Genomic DNA, 16,524 nt, shown 5'->3' with positions numbered 1-16,524 from the left:
TGAATCCTGCGGAAAATGCTCCCCCTGCCGTATAGGCAACAAACGCTTGTATGAAATTCTCGATAAAATAACCCAGGGACAAGGGACCATGGCAGATCTCGACCGGTTAAGGAACTTATCCAATGTCATCAAAGACACCGCTTTGTGCGGTTTGGGACAGACCTCTCCTAATCCCGTACTTTCCACACTTGATAACTTCTGGGATGAATATGTAGCCCACATCAGGGATCATAAATGCCCTGCCGGCAAGTGTAAAGCCTTGATGGAGTACTTCATTATCCAGGAAAACTGTGTGGGCTGCACAGCCTGTGCCAGAAGCTGCCCGGCCAATGCCATAACCGGTGAACGGAAACAGCCTCACTTTATTGATCAGGCAAAATGTATAAAATGCGGGGCCTGTATCGAAAGATGTAAATTTGATGCTATAATTATAAAATAATGAGGATAATATATGGGACTTATTAAATTAACCATCGATAATAAAACGATTGAAGTTGAGCAGGGGACTACCATTCTTCAAGCGGCCAAAGAGGTCGGTATTCATATTCCAACCCTGTGTTACCTTGATCTCCACGACATGAATATACAGAATCGTCCGGGAGGATGCCGGATTTGTGTTGTGGAAGTTGAAAAAAGGAGAAACCTTGCACCTGCCTGCGTTACCGAATGCATGGAAGGGATGGTGGTAAATACTCATAACATCCGTGTATTGAATGCCCGTAAAACGGTGCTGGAACTGATTTTATCAGACCACCCTGCCGACTGCCTGGTCTGTGCAAAATCAGGAAACTGTGATTTGCAGAGCCTTGCACAGGAAATGGGGATTCGTCAGTTGCACTATACCGGCGAACAGTCTATGTATCGCGAAGATACCTCTCCTGCCATTATTCGCGATATGAATAAATGCATCATGTGCCGCCGTTGCGAGATGATGTGTAACGAGGTGCAGACAGTGGGCGTTCTTTCGGCAGTTAACCGTGGGTTTATGGCAGTTGTGGCCCCCGCATTCGAGATGAACCTCGATCATTCAGTCTGTACTTACTGCGGCCAGTGTGTAGCTGTATGCCCTACCGGTGCACTTACTGAAGTAGACAACACGAATCATGTCATTCGTGCACTGGCCGATCCGGCTAAAACGGTGGTGGTTCAAACAGCACCTGCCGTAAGGGCGGCATTGGGTGAAGAATTTGGATTGAAGCCCGGCACCCTGGTTACGGGCAAACTTGTAGCCGCATTGCGCCGCCTGGGATTTGATTATGTCTTCGATACCGATTTCGCCGCCGACCTCACCATCATGGAAGAAGGGACAGAATTACTGGGAAGGCTGAATCAATTTCTGCAAGGGGATAAAGATGTGAATTTGCCCATTCTTACTTCCTGCTGTCCGGGATGGGTAAATTTCTTTGAACATCAGTTCCCTGAACTTCGCGATATTCCTTCCACAGCCCGTTCGCCCCAGCAAATGTTCGGCCCTATAGCAAAGAATTATTTTGCAGATAAAATCGGAGTAAAACGCGACAATATGGTGGTGGTATCCATCATGCCCTGTCTGGCCAAAAAATATGAGTGCCAGCGCAATGAATTCAAAGTCAATGGCAATCCTGACGTTGATTATTCTATTTCAACCCGCGAACTGGCGCACCTGATCAAACAATCGAACATCGATTTCAACGCCTTACCCGATGAAGATTTTGACAGGCCTTTGGGCGAATCTACAGGAGCAGCTGTTATCTTCGGTACTACCGGTGGCGTCATTGAAGCTGCGGTTAGAACCGCCTATGAAATTCAAACCGGCAAAAAACTGGAAAAGGTTGATTTCAAGGAATTAAGAGGTTGGGAAGGCATCCGGCATGCAACAATTGATTTCGACGGATTGCCGATTAACATCGGCATTGCCCATGGATTAGGCAACGCCCGTAAATTGCTGGAAGATATTAAAAGCGGCAAATCCAAGTTCCACGCCATCGAAATTATGGCCTGCCCCGGGGGTTGTATCGGAGGTGGAGGGCAGCCCCTGCACCACGGGAATTCAGAAATCCTTAAGGCAAGGCAGGAAGCCCTCTACCGCGAAGATATCAACAAGCCGCTCAGGAAATCACACGAAAATCCCTATATCATTCAACTGTATGAGGAATTTTTAGGTAAACCCTTAAGCGAAAAAGCTCATCAATTATTACATACCGAATATTTTGACAAGAGTAAAAAGGATGTTTTGCTGTAAACTGATTATTTTATAAAAAATGAACCAAAAATAAAATCTGGAGGACTGATTTTATGACAAGCATAAAAGTTAAACTTAAGGAAACAGATATAGAAAAATTAAAGGAGATCTGCAGTTTTTTCAATAACGATCCTGGCGAATTGATCAATGTTTTACACAAAGCACAGGGAGTTTTCGGTTACCTGCCTGCTGAAGTTCAGGAAATAGTGGCCAGGGAATTGAAAATTTCTGTAGCAAAAGTTTATGGGGTGGTGACTTTTTATACTTTCTTCACCATGATTCCCAAAGGAAAATATCCCATCTCAATTTGCACAGGAACTGCCTGTTATGTAAGAGGTGCAGAAAAAATACTGGATGAAATCCGCCGGATATTAAAAATCCAGGTTGGCGAAACCTCGCCAGACGGTAAATTTTCATTAAGCTGCCTGCGTTGTGTGGGGGCCTGTGGCCTTGCTCCGGTAATGATGATCGGAGAAAGGGTGTATGGACGGATGACTCCCGATGAAGTAACAAACATTTTAAAAGAATATGAATAACGGATTCCACTGTTTATGGGAATAATTTTCTTAAAGCTCTTCATTTGCGAAGGGCTTTAAGTTTTTTATCCATTTTTCTCTCAGAATCATTAAACTATTAGTTTGAGTTTTGGTCTAAGAGTTAAATAAAAAAATTATTTAGCCATGAAAATAAAAAGATTTAAAATCTCTGCGACGATTTTGTTCTTTTTCTTATTAAGTGCTTTTTCAGGTTATGCACAGAACGTAAGGAATGAAAAATCTCCTATGCCTTATCATCAAAGGAATTATATGGGGATACCCAGTCTTACCGATGACCAGATGAATCAAATCAAAAATCTGAAAACTCCATTCATGAAAGACATGATGGAATTAAAGAATAAACTGGCTGAAAATCAAACACATTTCCGCACCTTAATGACAGCCGAAAAGCCGGATATGGATGCCATCAATTCGAATATTGATGAAGGCATGGCCATTAAAGGTGAAATGATGAAAAAAGAAGCAGCCCACCGGCAGGATATCAGAAAATTGCTCACCGATGAACAAAAACTGGCCTTTGATTCGCAATTTGGGAAAAAGGCCATGGCTGGCAAGCAAATGATGAGAATGCACAGGCAACAGATGCAAGGTAAAAATTTTCAATCTCCCAGGCCTTAGTCTTAATTCCCATAGACCAGACCTGCGCGCCAGACTTATAAAAAATCTGGCGCGCTTTTTTATTTTATCTTGGAACTAAATTTCAGAAAATCAAGCCAATATTTTAAATGAATTTAAATGAATTAATAAAACCATTTTATAAAATAATCGTAAAAATTTATAACAATCTATATATTTTGATTATATGAATTTCATCTTAGATTTATTGAAAATAGTCAAATCTTTATCTACAGTCTAAAGAAATTTTACGAAATTTGTAAGAGTCGACAAATAAGATAAAAAATCCGTTCTGTCAAATATTCTGTTTCTTTAAAACAATCAAATAATGGCCTACCTAAAATTTGATAAAACCAAATTAGTGAATTTAGAATATTCACTTGACAAAGAAATACTTAGAACCAATCGCGCAGGCTCTTACTCCTTAAGCACCATCGTGGGATGCAATACCCGCAAATACCATGGCCTGCTGGTATGTCCCATTGACGCTTTCGGCGGAGAAAAACACGTATTGCTCTCATCCTTAGACGAGACGATAATTCAACACGACAGTGAGTTCCATTTAGGGATACACAAATTTGCAAATGATTATTATTCTCCCCGCGGGCATAAGTATATTATTGACTTTGAGATGAAAACAATTCCACGGGTTGTGTATCAGGTAGGCGGAGTTGTTTTGTCTAAAGAAAGTCTTTTTGTACTGCGAAAAGAACAGCTTCTCCTCAAATACACCCTTGAAGATGCCCATTCCCAGACCAAACTAAAATTCCGGCCTTTCCTGGCATTCAGGAATATTCATGGCCTATGCAAAGCCAATTTGTTTGCAAACACCAAATATGAAAATATTGAAAACGGCATAAAAATATGCCTGTATAGCGGTTTCCCATATTTGCACCTGCAATTTTCGAAACCTGTTGAATTCGTCCCTGTCCCGGATTGGTATTACAACATTGAATATCCCAGAGAACAGGAAAGAGGCTATGATTATAAAGAGGATTTGTATGTACCGGGATATTTCGAACTGGATATAAAAAAAGGGGAAACCATTTATTTTTCTGCTTCCACCGAAGAATGTTCCACCAAAGGGATGAATGCACTTTTCACCAAGGAATTGGGTTTCAGAATTCCGCAGGATAGTTTTAAAAACTGTTTGATTAATGCAGCCAAACAATTTAAAGTGGAACAAGGGAATGAAACCGAAATTGTTGCCGGCTATCCCTGGTTTGGTTCATGGGGCAGGGATACTTTTATCGCTTTGCCTGGATTATCGCTGGCTATCGGGAATGTTGACCTCTGTCGTTCTGTGATCGATACGATGATCACCCGTATGAAAGATGGTTTATTTCCCAACATGGGGAATAAGGATAATCCGGCCTTCAATTCGGTAGATGCTCCTCTTTGGTTTTTCTGGACTATTCAGCAACTTGGAGAACATACAGGGGAAAATTCCCAACTGTGGAAAAAGTACGGGGATGCCATGAAAACCATACTCGAAGGTTATAAGATAGGATTGCCATACAATATACAAATGCATTCAAACGGATTAATCTTTGCCGGAGAACCATCGAAAGCACTTACCTGGATGGATGCCGTTGTCGATGGCAAACCGGTTACTCCCCGCACAGGCTATGACGTTGAAATTAACGCGTTATGGTACAATGCCATTTGCTATGCACTGGATATAGCCAAAAAAGCAAAAGACCAGGCATTTGTAGATGAATGGAAATCATGGCCTGAACTCATAGAAAATTCATTTGTACAGATGTTCTGGGATCCGTCAAAAAATTATCTTGCTGATTATGTAAACAATGGACGTAAAGACTTGGCTATACGCCCCAACCAGATCATTGCCACCTCTTTGCCCTTCAGTCCCCTGAATGATGAAATGAAAATGGGCGTGATTGATATTGTCCTGAAAGAATTGCTCACTCCCAGGGGATTGCGTACCCTGTCACCCCAGGATCCGCAATATAAAGGCATCTGTGAAGGAACTCAAAGGGAAAGAGATTTGGCTTATCACCAGGGTACTGTCTGGCCCTGGCTACTTGAACATTTTTGCCGGGGCTATCTGGATGTTTACAAAAATTGCGCTATTCCCCTGATTAAAAAGTTGTATGAAGGTTTTGAGGAAGAGATGAATCAGAAAGGGATAGGCACCATTTCGGAAATTTATAACGGGAATCCTCCACATCAGGCCGGAGGAACCATTTCACAGGCCTGGAGTGTTGCAGCCCTGCTTAGAATAAATGAGATGATTGAAAATTATGAAAGCCTATGAAAGTGTTAATGTTTGGTTGGGAATTTCCGCCCCATATTTCAGGTGGACTTGGTACAGCTTGTTATGGACTAACTAAAGGACTGTCTCACATACCGGGTATGGAGATATTGTTCGTTGTGCCAAAGGCTTATGGAGATGAAAACAGAAATGGCATGCATCTGATCGGAGCCAACGATGTGTATGTAGATACCACTAAAATTCTGAAAAAAAAGAAATTAAAAAAAGTGACTTTTCTTGAAGTCTTCTCCCATCTGATCCCTTACCTGTCTCCTGAAGAATATGAACATTTATCACTCCAGGAATTTGAACATAATTCTGCTCTTTACAAGAAAGGATTCAAAGGGAAAATCAATTTCACGGGGAAATATGGCAGGAATTTATTTGAAGAAATTTCAAATTATTCACTGATTGCCTCCACTATTGCCCTGGAAAATGATTTTGACATTATTCATGCCCACGACTGGCTCACTTATCCGGCAGGAATTGCAGCAAAAGCCATTTCAGGAAAACCTCTGGTGATTCATGTCCATGCCACAGAATTCGACCGCAGTGGAGGAAGTGTGAACCCGGATGTTTTCAAAATAGAAAAAGCCGGAATGGAAGCAGCCAATAAAATCATTACGGTAAGCAACTTAACGCGTAACATCGTAATAGAAAAATACGGCATAAATCCCCAAAAAGTAACCACCGTCTACAATGCAGTGGAGCCCCAACATGAATCCTTCAAAATAAAGAAAAATACCGATGAGAAAATAGTTTGTTTTATGGGCAGGATTACCCTGCAAAAAGGGCCTGAATATTTCGTTGAAGCCGCCAGCAAAGTTTTAAAAAAGATGCACAATGTAAGATTTGTTATGGCCGGCAGTGGGGATATGATGAATAAAATGATTATCCAGGCTGCCAGGCTCCACATTACCGACAAATTTAACTTTACCGGATTTCTAAAAGGAGAAGAGGTGAACCATCTGTTTTCCATTTCCGATGTCTATGTTATGCCCTCTGTTTCTGAACCTTTCGGAATTTCACCGCTTGAGGCCATGCAGTCAAATGTACCCGTCATTATTTCCAATCAAAGCGGCGTGTCCGAAATACTTAACCATGCCCTTAAAGTTGACTTCTGGGATATTGATGCCATGGCCGACGCAATATATGGTTTGTTAAATTACAACGCCCTGGGAAATATGTTTAAAAAATATGGCAAAGCTGAAGTAGAAAATCTGAAGTGGGACAACTCGGCCCAACAGGTCAGAAACGTTTATAACGCAGCATTATCGTAAAAAAGACAAACAGGTTACATTACTAAAAAATATGAAATGATGAGAACAATTTGCTTATACTTCCATGTACATCAGCCTTTCCGGTTAAAACGCTATCGTTTTTTTGATATCGGAAAAGAACATTATTACTTCGATGATTTCACCAACGAAAACATAGTTAGAAAAGTAGCAGATACTTGTTATTTGCCGGCAAATGAAATTTTGCGCAAATTATTCAGTCAATATGGCTCAAAATTCAAGGTTTCCTTTTCCATTTCGGGCACAGCCCTCGACCAGTTTGCCATGTATGCCCCTGAAGTGTTGGAAAGTTTCCAGGGACTTGCTAAAACCGGTTGCATTGAATTTGTCGGAGAAACTTATTCACACACCCTGGCCTCACTCTTAAACGAAGAAGAATTCAAAGAAGACGTGCTTCTTCACAGTAGGAAAATTGAAGAATATTTTGGCAGTAAACCCGAAACATTCAGCAATAGTGAAATGATATACTCCGACCATATCGGAGCGGTAATCGCACAGTTGGGATTTAAAACCATGCTTACAGAAGGAGCAAAACATATCCTGGGATGGAAAAGCCCAAATTACCTGTATTGCAATGCCCTGAACCCAAAACTTAAGGTGTTGATGCGGAACTTCAAACTGAGTGACGATCTCGACTTCCGCTTTTCGGACAAGAGTTGGCCCGAATTTCCATTGACTACCGAGAAATTTGTGGATTGGCTCAATAAAGTTGACTCCAAAGAAGAAACTATCAATCTTTTTCTTAACTATGGTACCTTTGGTGAACGCCATTCTAAGGATTCCGGGATATTGGATTTTCTGCAATACTTCCCCAAAACAGTATTTTCCCTGTCTGATTTTTCATTTTCTACTCCTTCCGAAATATCGAAAACATTGCAGCCTGTTTCTGCCGTAAATGTCAATTATCCGATTTCATGGGCTGACGAAGAAAAAGACACCACACGCTGGCTTGGAAACGACCTGCAACAGGAGGCCTGCCATAAATTATACGAACTGGCCCCTCTGGTCAATCAGTCCACAGACCCGATCATTCATCAGGACTGGAAATACTTGCAGACCTCCGATCATTTCTTTTACATGTGTACTAAATTTTTCTCTGATGGAGATTTTCATCAGCAGCTTAATCCCTATAATTCACCTTATGATGCCTTTATCAATTACATGAACATTCTCAGTGATTTTAAACTAAGGCTCGAAGGCACAGAGGGCCAGGGAAAAACAGAAGGCAGCCCTGAGCATCTGCAGGAATTGCTCGATGAAAAAGACAAACTCATACAAGAATATGAATCTGAACTCAAGAAAAAGAAAGTTACCGAAAAGAAAAAACCGGTCACAAAAACTAAAAGTTTAAAAAAAGAAGAAGAACCCAAAAAAAGCCGTTCCAGCAAAACGGCAACAGTTAAGGCAAAGCTTACTACCAAAACGGTCAGCCTCAGTGAAGGTAAAGTCACTAATACGTTGAAAACTAAAGAAAGTAATACCAGGAAGCGTTCTACAAAGAATTCAAAATAAATTTGAAACTTGCAAATTAGATTATCTTTGTCCGTTTCATAAAGTAAAATAATATGTCAGATACGATAGTAAAACCGGATTATTTATTTGAGGTCAGTTGGGAAGTCTGTAATAAAGTGGGAGGGATTCACACGGTTATATCGACTAAAGCACCTACAATTACCAAAAAATACAGTACAAATTACATTTTAATTGGGCCGGATGTCTGGAGGGATATCCATGAAAATCCGGAATTTGAAGAAGACAAACAACTTTTTAAATCCTGGAAAGATAAAGCCACAGAAGAAGGTTTAAGGATTAAAATAGGACGGTGGAAAATTGCCGGTAATCCTATTGCAGTGATCGTCGACTTCAGAACCTTCATGGCTCAAAAAGATGATATCTTTAAAAAATTGTGGGAAATCTATAAACTGGATTCCCTCTCCGGCCAATGGGATTACATCGAGCCTACTTTGTTTGGATGGGCAGCAGCCAAAGTCATAGAAAGTTTCGTGAAATTTAATTTGAATACCCAGGATAAAATTATTGCACAATTTCATGAATGGATGACAGGCAGCGGCCTTCTTTACCTAAAATCATATGTTCCGCAGGTGGGGACAGCTTTTACCACCCATGCTACCGTTTTAGGCCGCTCGATTGCAGGCAACAACTTCCCTTTATATGATAAACTCAACCAGTATGACCCGGAAGCAAAATCCAGGGAATTTAATGTCATCTCAAAACAGAGCATGGAAAAGATGGCGGCACAATATGCGGATTGTTTTACCACTGTGAGTGAAATTACGGCAAAAGAATGTGAACATTTCCTGGGGAAAAAAGTGGACTTTATTACCCCTAATGGTTTTGATGATGCATTTGTCCCCAAAGGAGAAGATTTTGAGAAACACCGGATGATGGCCAGGGAAAAACTTCTGAAAGTTGCTGGGGCTTTATTTGGATATGAATTAAAAAAAGACAGTTTGCTGATTGGAATCGGGGGAAGATACGAATTTAAAAATAAAGGAATCGATCTCTTTATAAATTCCCTTGCAAAGATTAACCAGCTGGACGATCTGAAAAAAGATATAATAGCTTTTATCTTAATACCGGCAAACCATTATGGTCCCAGAAAGGATTTGCTAAACAACCTGGAAACCGGTTCATTCAATAAACTGGAAGGGAATATTCTCACGCACAATCTCCACGATGCAGCTTACGACCCAATTTTAAACCAGCTTAAAAAGGTTAAAATCACCAACCGCATCGGGGACAAAATAAAAGCCGTTTTTGTTCCCTGCTACCTTAATGGGGATGACAAAATTTTCAACCTCAGTTTCTACAATCTTTTAATTGGTTTTGATATTTCAGCTTTTCCTTCTTATTATGAACCGTTCGGGTACACACCCTTAGAAAGCCTGGCTTTCCATGTCCCTACCATCACTACCTCGGTTAGTGGATTTGGACTTTGGGTGATGAAGGAATATCCAAACTACTCAGAAGGACTCGAGGTCATCAAAAGGACAGACACCAACGATGAAGAAGTCACTCTGGCTATTGCAAAAAAAGTGATTGAATTTTCGAAAAAGACAGACGCTCAGATTGCCACGGCTAAAGAAATTGCCGGCGAAATATCCCAGACATTACTCTGGGGAAAAATTATCGACCGTTACTTTGCAGCATACAATCTTGCATTGGGCAAAGTTGCTGCACGTGCAAGTCTCTTCGTTGGAAAAGAACAATTAGAGCCTATCATCCATGTGGAAAAACGTATGGTGAACCAGCCCCAATGGAAAACAATGATGGTGCACAAAAATATTCCCGAGAAACTTGCAGCCCTCGATGAATTGTCCAACAACTTATGGTGGAGCTGGAATTTTGATGCTATCGAACTGTTTGAATATATTGACTATGACCTCTGGAAGGAAAGCAACGAGAATCCTATCGTTTTCCTTGAAAAAATCCCATACAATAGATATCTCAAACTGGAAAACAATTCAGTTTTCCTCGAAAAGTTGAATGCCGTTTATGCCCAATATAAGGCTTACATGGCGAAAGGGAAAGAGAAAGAAGGGCCGAAAATTGCATATTTCAGCATGGAATTTGGCATCCACGATTCCTTAAAAATTTATTCAGGAGGGTTGGGTATTTTAGCAGGCGATTATCTTAAAGAAGCCAGTGATGCCAACACCGATATTGTTGGAATAGGACTGTTATACCGGTACGGATATTTTAAACAGCTTATTTCAACAAAAGGAGATCAGATGGCTATAGATGAGCCACAGGATTTTTCGAAAACGCCTACTTCGCCGGTTAGGGATAAAGACGGGAACTGGATTAAAATAGCTTTTATTCTTCCAGGCCGGACTCTTTATGCCAGAATATGGAAAGTACAAATAGGCCGTGTTGAACTTTACTTGCTGGATACAGATTTTGAAGATAACCTTCCTCAGGACAGAACCATCACCCACCATTTGTATGGAGGTGATGAAGAAAACCGGTTCAAACAGGAAGTCGTTTTAGGTATAGGAGGAATCAGGGCATTAAAGGCATTGGGTATTAAAGCCAATCTGTTTCATTGCAACGAAGGGCATGCGGCATTCATCGGTATTGAACGGTTGAGTAATTATATTACTGAAAAGAACCTCTCGTTTACAGAAGCTCTTGAGATTGTCCGTTCATCCACATTATTCACCACTCATACGCCTGTTCCTGCCGGACATGATTCATTCCAGGAGAACCTGGTTCGTATGTACATGGCCCATTACCCCGCCAAATTAAAAATCAGCTGGAATCAGTTTATCAACCTGGGAAGGAAAAATCCGGATGACAGTTCTGAAAGGTTTTCCATGAGTTTTCTTGCAGCCAACCTTTCCCAGGAAGTAAACGGGGTAAGTAAGATACACGGCCACGTAAGTCAGCAAATATTCAGTGAGCTCTGGCCCGGCTATCTGCCCGAAGAATTACATATAGGATATGTAACCAACGGAGTGCATTTGCCTACCTGGGCAGCCAAAGAATGGCTTGGCCTGTATGAAAAAGAATTCGGCCCCGACTTTATCGAACATCAATATGACAAAGATTATTGGGCAAAAATTTACAATGTTCCCGATAAAGAAATATGGAAAATCAGGAATAATCAACGTAAAAAGCTCATTGATTTTATAAAGGAAAGACTGAATGAATTTTCAGAAAAACGGACGGAAAATCCAAAGTTCCTTATAGAAGTACAGGAAAAACTGAGCCGGTATACGTTAACCATTGGATTTGCCCGGCGCTTTGCCACTTATAAAAGGGCCTATCTGCTTTTTAAGGATATTGACCGCCTGGCAAAAATCGTTAACAATCCTGAAATGCCTATACAATTTATCTTTGCGGGCAAAGCTCATCCCAACGACAAAGCAGGGCAGGATCTGATCAAAATGATTGTCGAAATATCCAAAAGGCCTGAATTTATCGGAAAAATTCTCTTCCTTCAGAATTATGACATGACCCTGGCGAAAAAACTGGTGCAGGGTGTGGATATCTGGCTGAATACTCCTACCAGGCCGCTGGAAGCCTCCGGAACGAGCGGCGAAAAAGCAGTTATGAATGGCGCTTTACATTTCAGCGTACTCGACGGATGGTGGGCTGAAGGTTATCAACCCAGCACAGGCTGGGCCCTCACGGAAAAACAAACTTATGACGATCCGAATTTCCAGGACGAACTGGATGCAGAAACCATTTACAGTATTTTGGAAAATGAAATAGCACCCTTATTCTATTTCCGCGAAAAAGATGATTTGCCCTCAGGCTGGATCAGATATATCAAAAATTCCATTGCCAATGTAGCGCCCAACTTTACAATGAGCAGGATGCTGAACGATTATCAGGAGAAATTTTACAGTTACCTGTGCAACAGGTCTACCCGTATAAAAGCTGATGATTTTGCCCTGGCCAAAGAACTTGCTTCCTGGAAAAAGAAAATTTACAGAGGATGGGACAGTATTGAAGTAGTTTCGTTAAGCTACCCGGATATTTCAAAGGAAAATATTATCCTGGCAAAGAAATATACCAGCGAAGTTGTGCTCGATTTAAATGAACTTTCGCCGGATGATATTGGAGTAGAACTGGTAATTGCAAGATTTGACCAGGAAGATAACCGGTTAAAGATTTTCTTCAAACAGGAATACGAATTATACAAAACAGAAAATCGTTTTGCCTATTACCGGATTGAGATAACCCCCACAAAACCAGGAGTTTTCGAATTTGGGGCCAGAATATTCCCCAAACATCCTAATTTGCCAAACAGGCAAGATCTTAATTATGTCCGTTGGATTTCTTAACCTTCAATAAATCATATACCTGTCGCACTGGCTGTTTTTTCAACACACAGGCAGTGCGGCAGGGAATATACAGCTTGAGGAACTGACTGTCAATTTCAGCTTCGGTACCTATACGCCCCGTATAATAGGCCATGGATTGATCAATTCGTTCCTGTCCGCCAAATTCCTTGGCGTCAGAACTTAAAACAACTTTATATTTCCCATGCCCGGCTTTAAAAGCATAGTGTTGAAATGATTTTGACGGATTGAAATTGAAAATAAAAATAAGCTCGCCCCGTCTAAAAATCAATATCTTATCCGGGACATTTTCATTTAAAAGTTGAATTTCAGGAACATTCAGGCAGTTTTCATCCCTCATTAATTTGATCATGGCTTTATCAAATTTTAAAAGGAATTTATACTTAAGGTTTTCGTCTGTTGCCAGATGCCAATGCCTGCAGGCATATTTATAGGACCATTTGTTGCCGCTTCTCGGGAAATCAATCCAGTCGGGATGTCCAAACTCATTGCCCATAAAATTAAGATAACCATTACCGGCAGTAGCAATGGTAATCAGCTTGATCATTTTATGAAGAGCAATGCCCCGCTCAACAACCAGGTTGCGGCTGTTTAAATCCATGCAGGTGTACATTTCTTTATCTATCAGCCGGAATATAACCGTCTTATCCCCCACCAAAGCCTGATCATGCGATTCGACATAACTGATAGTCTTCTCGTCCTTTCTTTTATTGGTAAGTTCATAATACAAACTGCCCACATTCCATTTTTCATCCGGGATCTCTTTTATAGTCTTAATCCAATAATCAGGGATACCCATAGCCAGACGATAATCAAATCCTAAACCTCCGTCAGAAAAAGGGGAAGCCGTACCGGGCATACCGCTCATTTCCTCAGCAATGGTAATGGCATCAGGTCTCACTTCATGAATAAGTTTGTTAGCCAAGGTCAAATAAACAAAAGCATCTTCGTCCTCCTGACCATCGTAATACATTTTATAATCCGTAAAATTACGGGAAAGGCCATGATCCAGATAAAGCATACTGGTTATCCCATCGCAGCGGAAGCCGTCGAAATGAAATTCTTCCAGCCAATATTTGCAATTTGACAGCAGGAAATGCAAGACTTCATTTTTTTCATAGTCAAAACATAAGGATCCCCAGGCAGGGTGTTCCCTGCGCGAATTTTCGTGAAAATACTGATAAGGAGTACCGTCAAATAATCCCAGGCCTTCTACCTCGTTTTTTACGGCATGCGAATGGATTAAATCCATGACTACTGCAATTCCCAGTTCATGTGCCTTGTCAATCAAGCGTTTTAAATCCTCAGGAGTTCCAAAACGGGAAGAAGGAGCGAAAAAACTCGAAACATGATAGCCAAAAGAGCCATAAAATGGATGCTCCTGAATGGCCATGAGCTGAATGACATTGTATCCTGCATCCCCAATCCAGGGAAGAATTTTTTCAGTAAATTCCTGATAAGAACTTACTTTTTCTTCTTCACCTGACATCCCTACATGCGCCTCATAAATAAAAGGAACCCTTTCCTTAGGGTTAAGCCATTTATTTTTCCATATATATTTTTCAGCCGGGTCCCAAACCTGGGCATTAAATATCAAGGTTTTTTCATCCTGAACCACTCGGGTTGCCCATGCCGGAATCCTATCACCGCTACCCTTCTTCCATTGTACAAACAGGCGGAATAAATCGCCATGTTTTAAAGTTTCCAACGGGAGACGGATTTCCCATATTCCTTTTTCCAAAGGATGAAGAGCAAAATTTTCCATGGGTTTCCATCCCGAGAAATTCCCCACCAAGAATATGGCTGTAGCATTTGGCGCCCATTCTCTGAAAATCCAACAGTTGGCCTCCTTGTGAAGTCCGAAATACAGGTATCCACTGGCAAAATCGTTTAAGCTTTTTGAACCGGCAATTAATGTCTTCTCTTTATTTAAAGCCTTTTCATGACGAGCGACAATAATTTTTTCATAAGGTGCCAGAAAGGAATCGTTTTTTATCAGGTTAAGAGTATGCATGGTATAAAATTCTGGAATCAGAAAATTAAAATACTTACCCTTTTATCGTTTAAAAGGCAGCCATCAGTAAATCTATATCCTTTGCAGGAAGCCCTAATTTATTGCCAATATATGGATTTGTAAGTATTCCGTTATATAAATATACTCCATGTCTAAGTCCGGGAGATTCTTTAAGTTCATGAGTAATTCCTCCTGCTTCGCCAATACTGATTAAAATTGGGGAGAAGACATTACTCAAAGCGATGGAAGCCGTACGTGCAACCCTTGAAGGGATATTGGGTACACAGTAATGTATAACGCCATGTTTTGTAAAAATAGGATTGCCATGCGTCCGTCTTTCGGAAGTTTCTATGCAGCCTCCCTGGTCAATACTTATATCGACAATTACGGCACCTTTTTTCATGCCCATCACCATTTCCTCAGTCACGAAAAAATTGTTTTTATTTTCATTAATATACATGGCGCCGATCAAAACGTCAGTCGATTTCAAAGCTTTTTCAATAACCTGGGGATGCAAAACAGAAGTATACAATCGCCGGCCCAGAGTGATTTGAAGTTCGCGCAAGCGCCGAATGGAACTATCCATCACTTTCACAAAAGCCCCCAGTCCTAAGGCAGCCCGTGCAGCATATTCACCGGCTGTCCCTGCACCCAGAATCACCACTTCGGTAGGTGTTATCCCTGTTATACCACCCAGCATAACCCCTTTCCCGTTATTCACATTGCTAAGATATTCGGCAGCAATAAGAACGGAGGTATTACCGGCAATTTCACTCATTGAACGCAACACGGGATGACTATTGTTGATGTCTTTAATATCTTCGGATGCAATTGCGGTAATCTTTTTTTGCATCATCTTTTCGATATTGGTACGGGTGCATTCGTTAAAAAAGAATGAAGTGATTATCGTCTGATTACCGGGCATCATATCTATTTCCTCAAGGGTCATGGGAGCCACTTTAAGGACTATATCTGCCTGATAAACGCTGGCTGGATTTTCGACGATCAGACCGCCATTTTCGCTGTAATCTTTATCAAAATAATTTGCAGCCTTCCCTGCATTACTTTGAATAATAACCTTGTGCCCATTATTGACTAATAATTCAACTGCTTCAGGCGTGAGTGTAACCCTGTTTTCAAATTTATCAGACTCTTTGGGTATACCGATAATCAATTTCCCCTGCTTTTTCCCCACTTCCAACATCTCTTCCTGGGGAAACAAGCCGGTTTTCCCCATAAAAATCTGATGCGAAGGAATTCTTTGATCAGCCATATTCAAGTTATTTTACCCGAGAACCATCCTAAATAAAATACTAAAATAAAACAATAATGGCACAATTTCAAAACTTTTACCCAATTAAGCCTTATCAATTTAATACTACGAGCCTGCTTCCATCAGATTTTTCAGTAATCTGAACAGATAAATACCCGGCTGGTAATATTCCCTCAATCTTTTCGGGCCATTCAATAAGGCATAAATTACCGCTGTAAAAATAATCTTCATATCCCAGGTCGTAAACTTCCTCAATTTTATTGATACGATAGAAATCAAAATGAAAAATAACCTGTTCACTTTGAGTGTGATATTCATTAACCAAGGCAAAAGTTGGACTGGTAACCTCATCCACAGATTGTAATTCTTTACAAATAGCTTTAATGACCGTTGTTTTTCCAACGCCCATTGCACCATAGAAGGCAACTATTTTGCGGGTA

At 40.8% G+C, this 16,524-nt stretch carries 11 protein-coding genes; 8 read left to right on the top strand and 3 right to left on the bottom strand.

Annotated features, from left to right (window positions below; translation table 11 throughout):
• The 8 genes from Q8907_03845 to glgP form a co-directional block, all read left to right on the top strand.
• Positions 1 to 439, top strand: a 439-nt coding sequence (locus tag Q8907_03845) for an NADH-ubiquinone oxidoreductase-F iron-sulfur binding region domain-containing protein (protein MDP4273392.1), incomplete at its 5' end; no start/stop codon positions are given.
• A gap of 12 nt (positions 440 to 451) precedes the next feature.
• Positions 452 to 2,221, top strand: a complete 1,770-nt coding sequence (locus tag Q8907_03840; protein ID MDP4273391.1) for an NADH-dependent [FeFe] hydrogenase, group A6 — start codon at positions 452 to 454, stop codon at positions 2,219 to 2,221.
• A gap of 53 nt (positions 2,222 to 2,274) precedes the next feature.
• The gene (locus Q8907_03835) at positions 2,275 to 2,757 is read left to right on the top strand and encodes an NAD(P)H-dependent oxidoreductase subunit E (protein MDP4273390.1); all 483 of its coding nucleotides are present in this window, start codon (positions 2,275 to 2,277) and stop codon (positions 2,755 to 2,757) included.
• Positions 2,758 to 2,901: 144 nt separating this feature from the next.
• Positions 2,902 to 3,396 carry a Spy/CpxP family protein refolding chaperone gene (locus Q8907_03830; protein MDP4273389.1) on the top strand — a complete coding sequence of 165 codons (495 nt, stop codon included), beginning with the start codon at positions 2,902 to 2,904 and terminating at the stop codon, positions 3,394 to 3,396.
• Between the two features lie 325 nt (positions 3,397 to 3,721).
• On the top strand, positions 3,722 to 5,671 hold the full coding sequence (locus tag Q8907_03825) for an amylo-alpha-1,6-glucosidase (GenBank protein ID MDP4273388.1): 1,950 nt from the start codon (positions 3,722 to 3,724) through the stop codon (positions 5,669 to 5,671).
• Entirely contained in the window at positions 5,668 to 6,948 is a 1,281-nt protein-coding gene (locus Q8907_03820; protein MDP4273387.1) for a glycosyltransferase, read from the top strand. The genes Q8907_03825 and Q8907_03820 overlap by 4 nt, the downstream gene beginning before the upstream one ends.
• A 36-nt stretch (positions 6,949 to 6,984) precedes the next feature.
• The gene (locus tag Q8907_03815) at positions 6,985 to 8,478 is read left to right on the top strand and encodes a glycoside hydrolase family 57 protein (GenBank protein ID MDP4273386.1); all 1,494 of its coding nucleotides are present in this window, start codon (positions 6,985 to 6,987) and stop codon (positions 8,476 to 8,478) included.
• A 53-nt stretch (positions 8,479 to 8,531) separates the two neighbouring features.
• On the top strand, positions 8,532 to 12,779 hold the full coding sequence (gene glgP, locus Q8907_03810) for an alpha-glucan family phosphorylase (GenBank protein ID MDP4273385.1): 4,248 nt from the start codon (positions 8,532 to 8,534) through the stop codon (positions 12,777 to 12,779).
• Here glgP and Q8907_03805 read toward each other — a convergent pair.
• The 3 genes from Q8907_03805 to tsaE all read right to left on the bottom strand — a co-directional run.
• A complete protein-coding gene (locus tag Q8907_03805; protein ID MDP4273384.1) occupies positions 12,754 to 14,811 on the bottom strand; it encodes an alpha amylase C-terminal domain-containing protein in 2,058 nt (685 codons plus the stop codon). The two genes, glgP and Q8907_03805, sit on opposite strands and share 26 nt — an antisense overlap.
• A gap of 49 nt (positions 14,812 to 14,860) precedes the next feature.
• Entirely contained in the window at positions 14,861 to 16,084 is a 1,224-nt protein-coding gene (locus Q8907_03800; protein ID MDP4273383.1) for an alanine dehydrogenase, read from the bottom strand.
• Between the two features lie 94 nt (positions 16,085 to 16,178).
• A partial coding sequence (tsaE, locus tag Q8907_03795) for a tRNA (adenosine(37)-N6)-threonylcarbamoyltransferase complex ATPase subunit type 1 TsaE (GenBank protein MDP4273382.1) occupies positions 16,179 to 16,524 on the bottom strand: 346 nt, incomplete at its 5' end.

This window comes from Bacteroidota bacterium, assembly GCA_030706565.1.
Lineage (GTDB): Bacteria > Bacteroidota > Bacteroidia > Bacteroidales > JAUZOH01 > JAUZOH01.
Note: the sequence above shows the minus strand (reverse complement) of the source record. Positions and strands in the feature narration are given on the sequence as shown.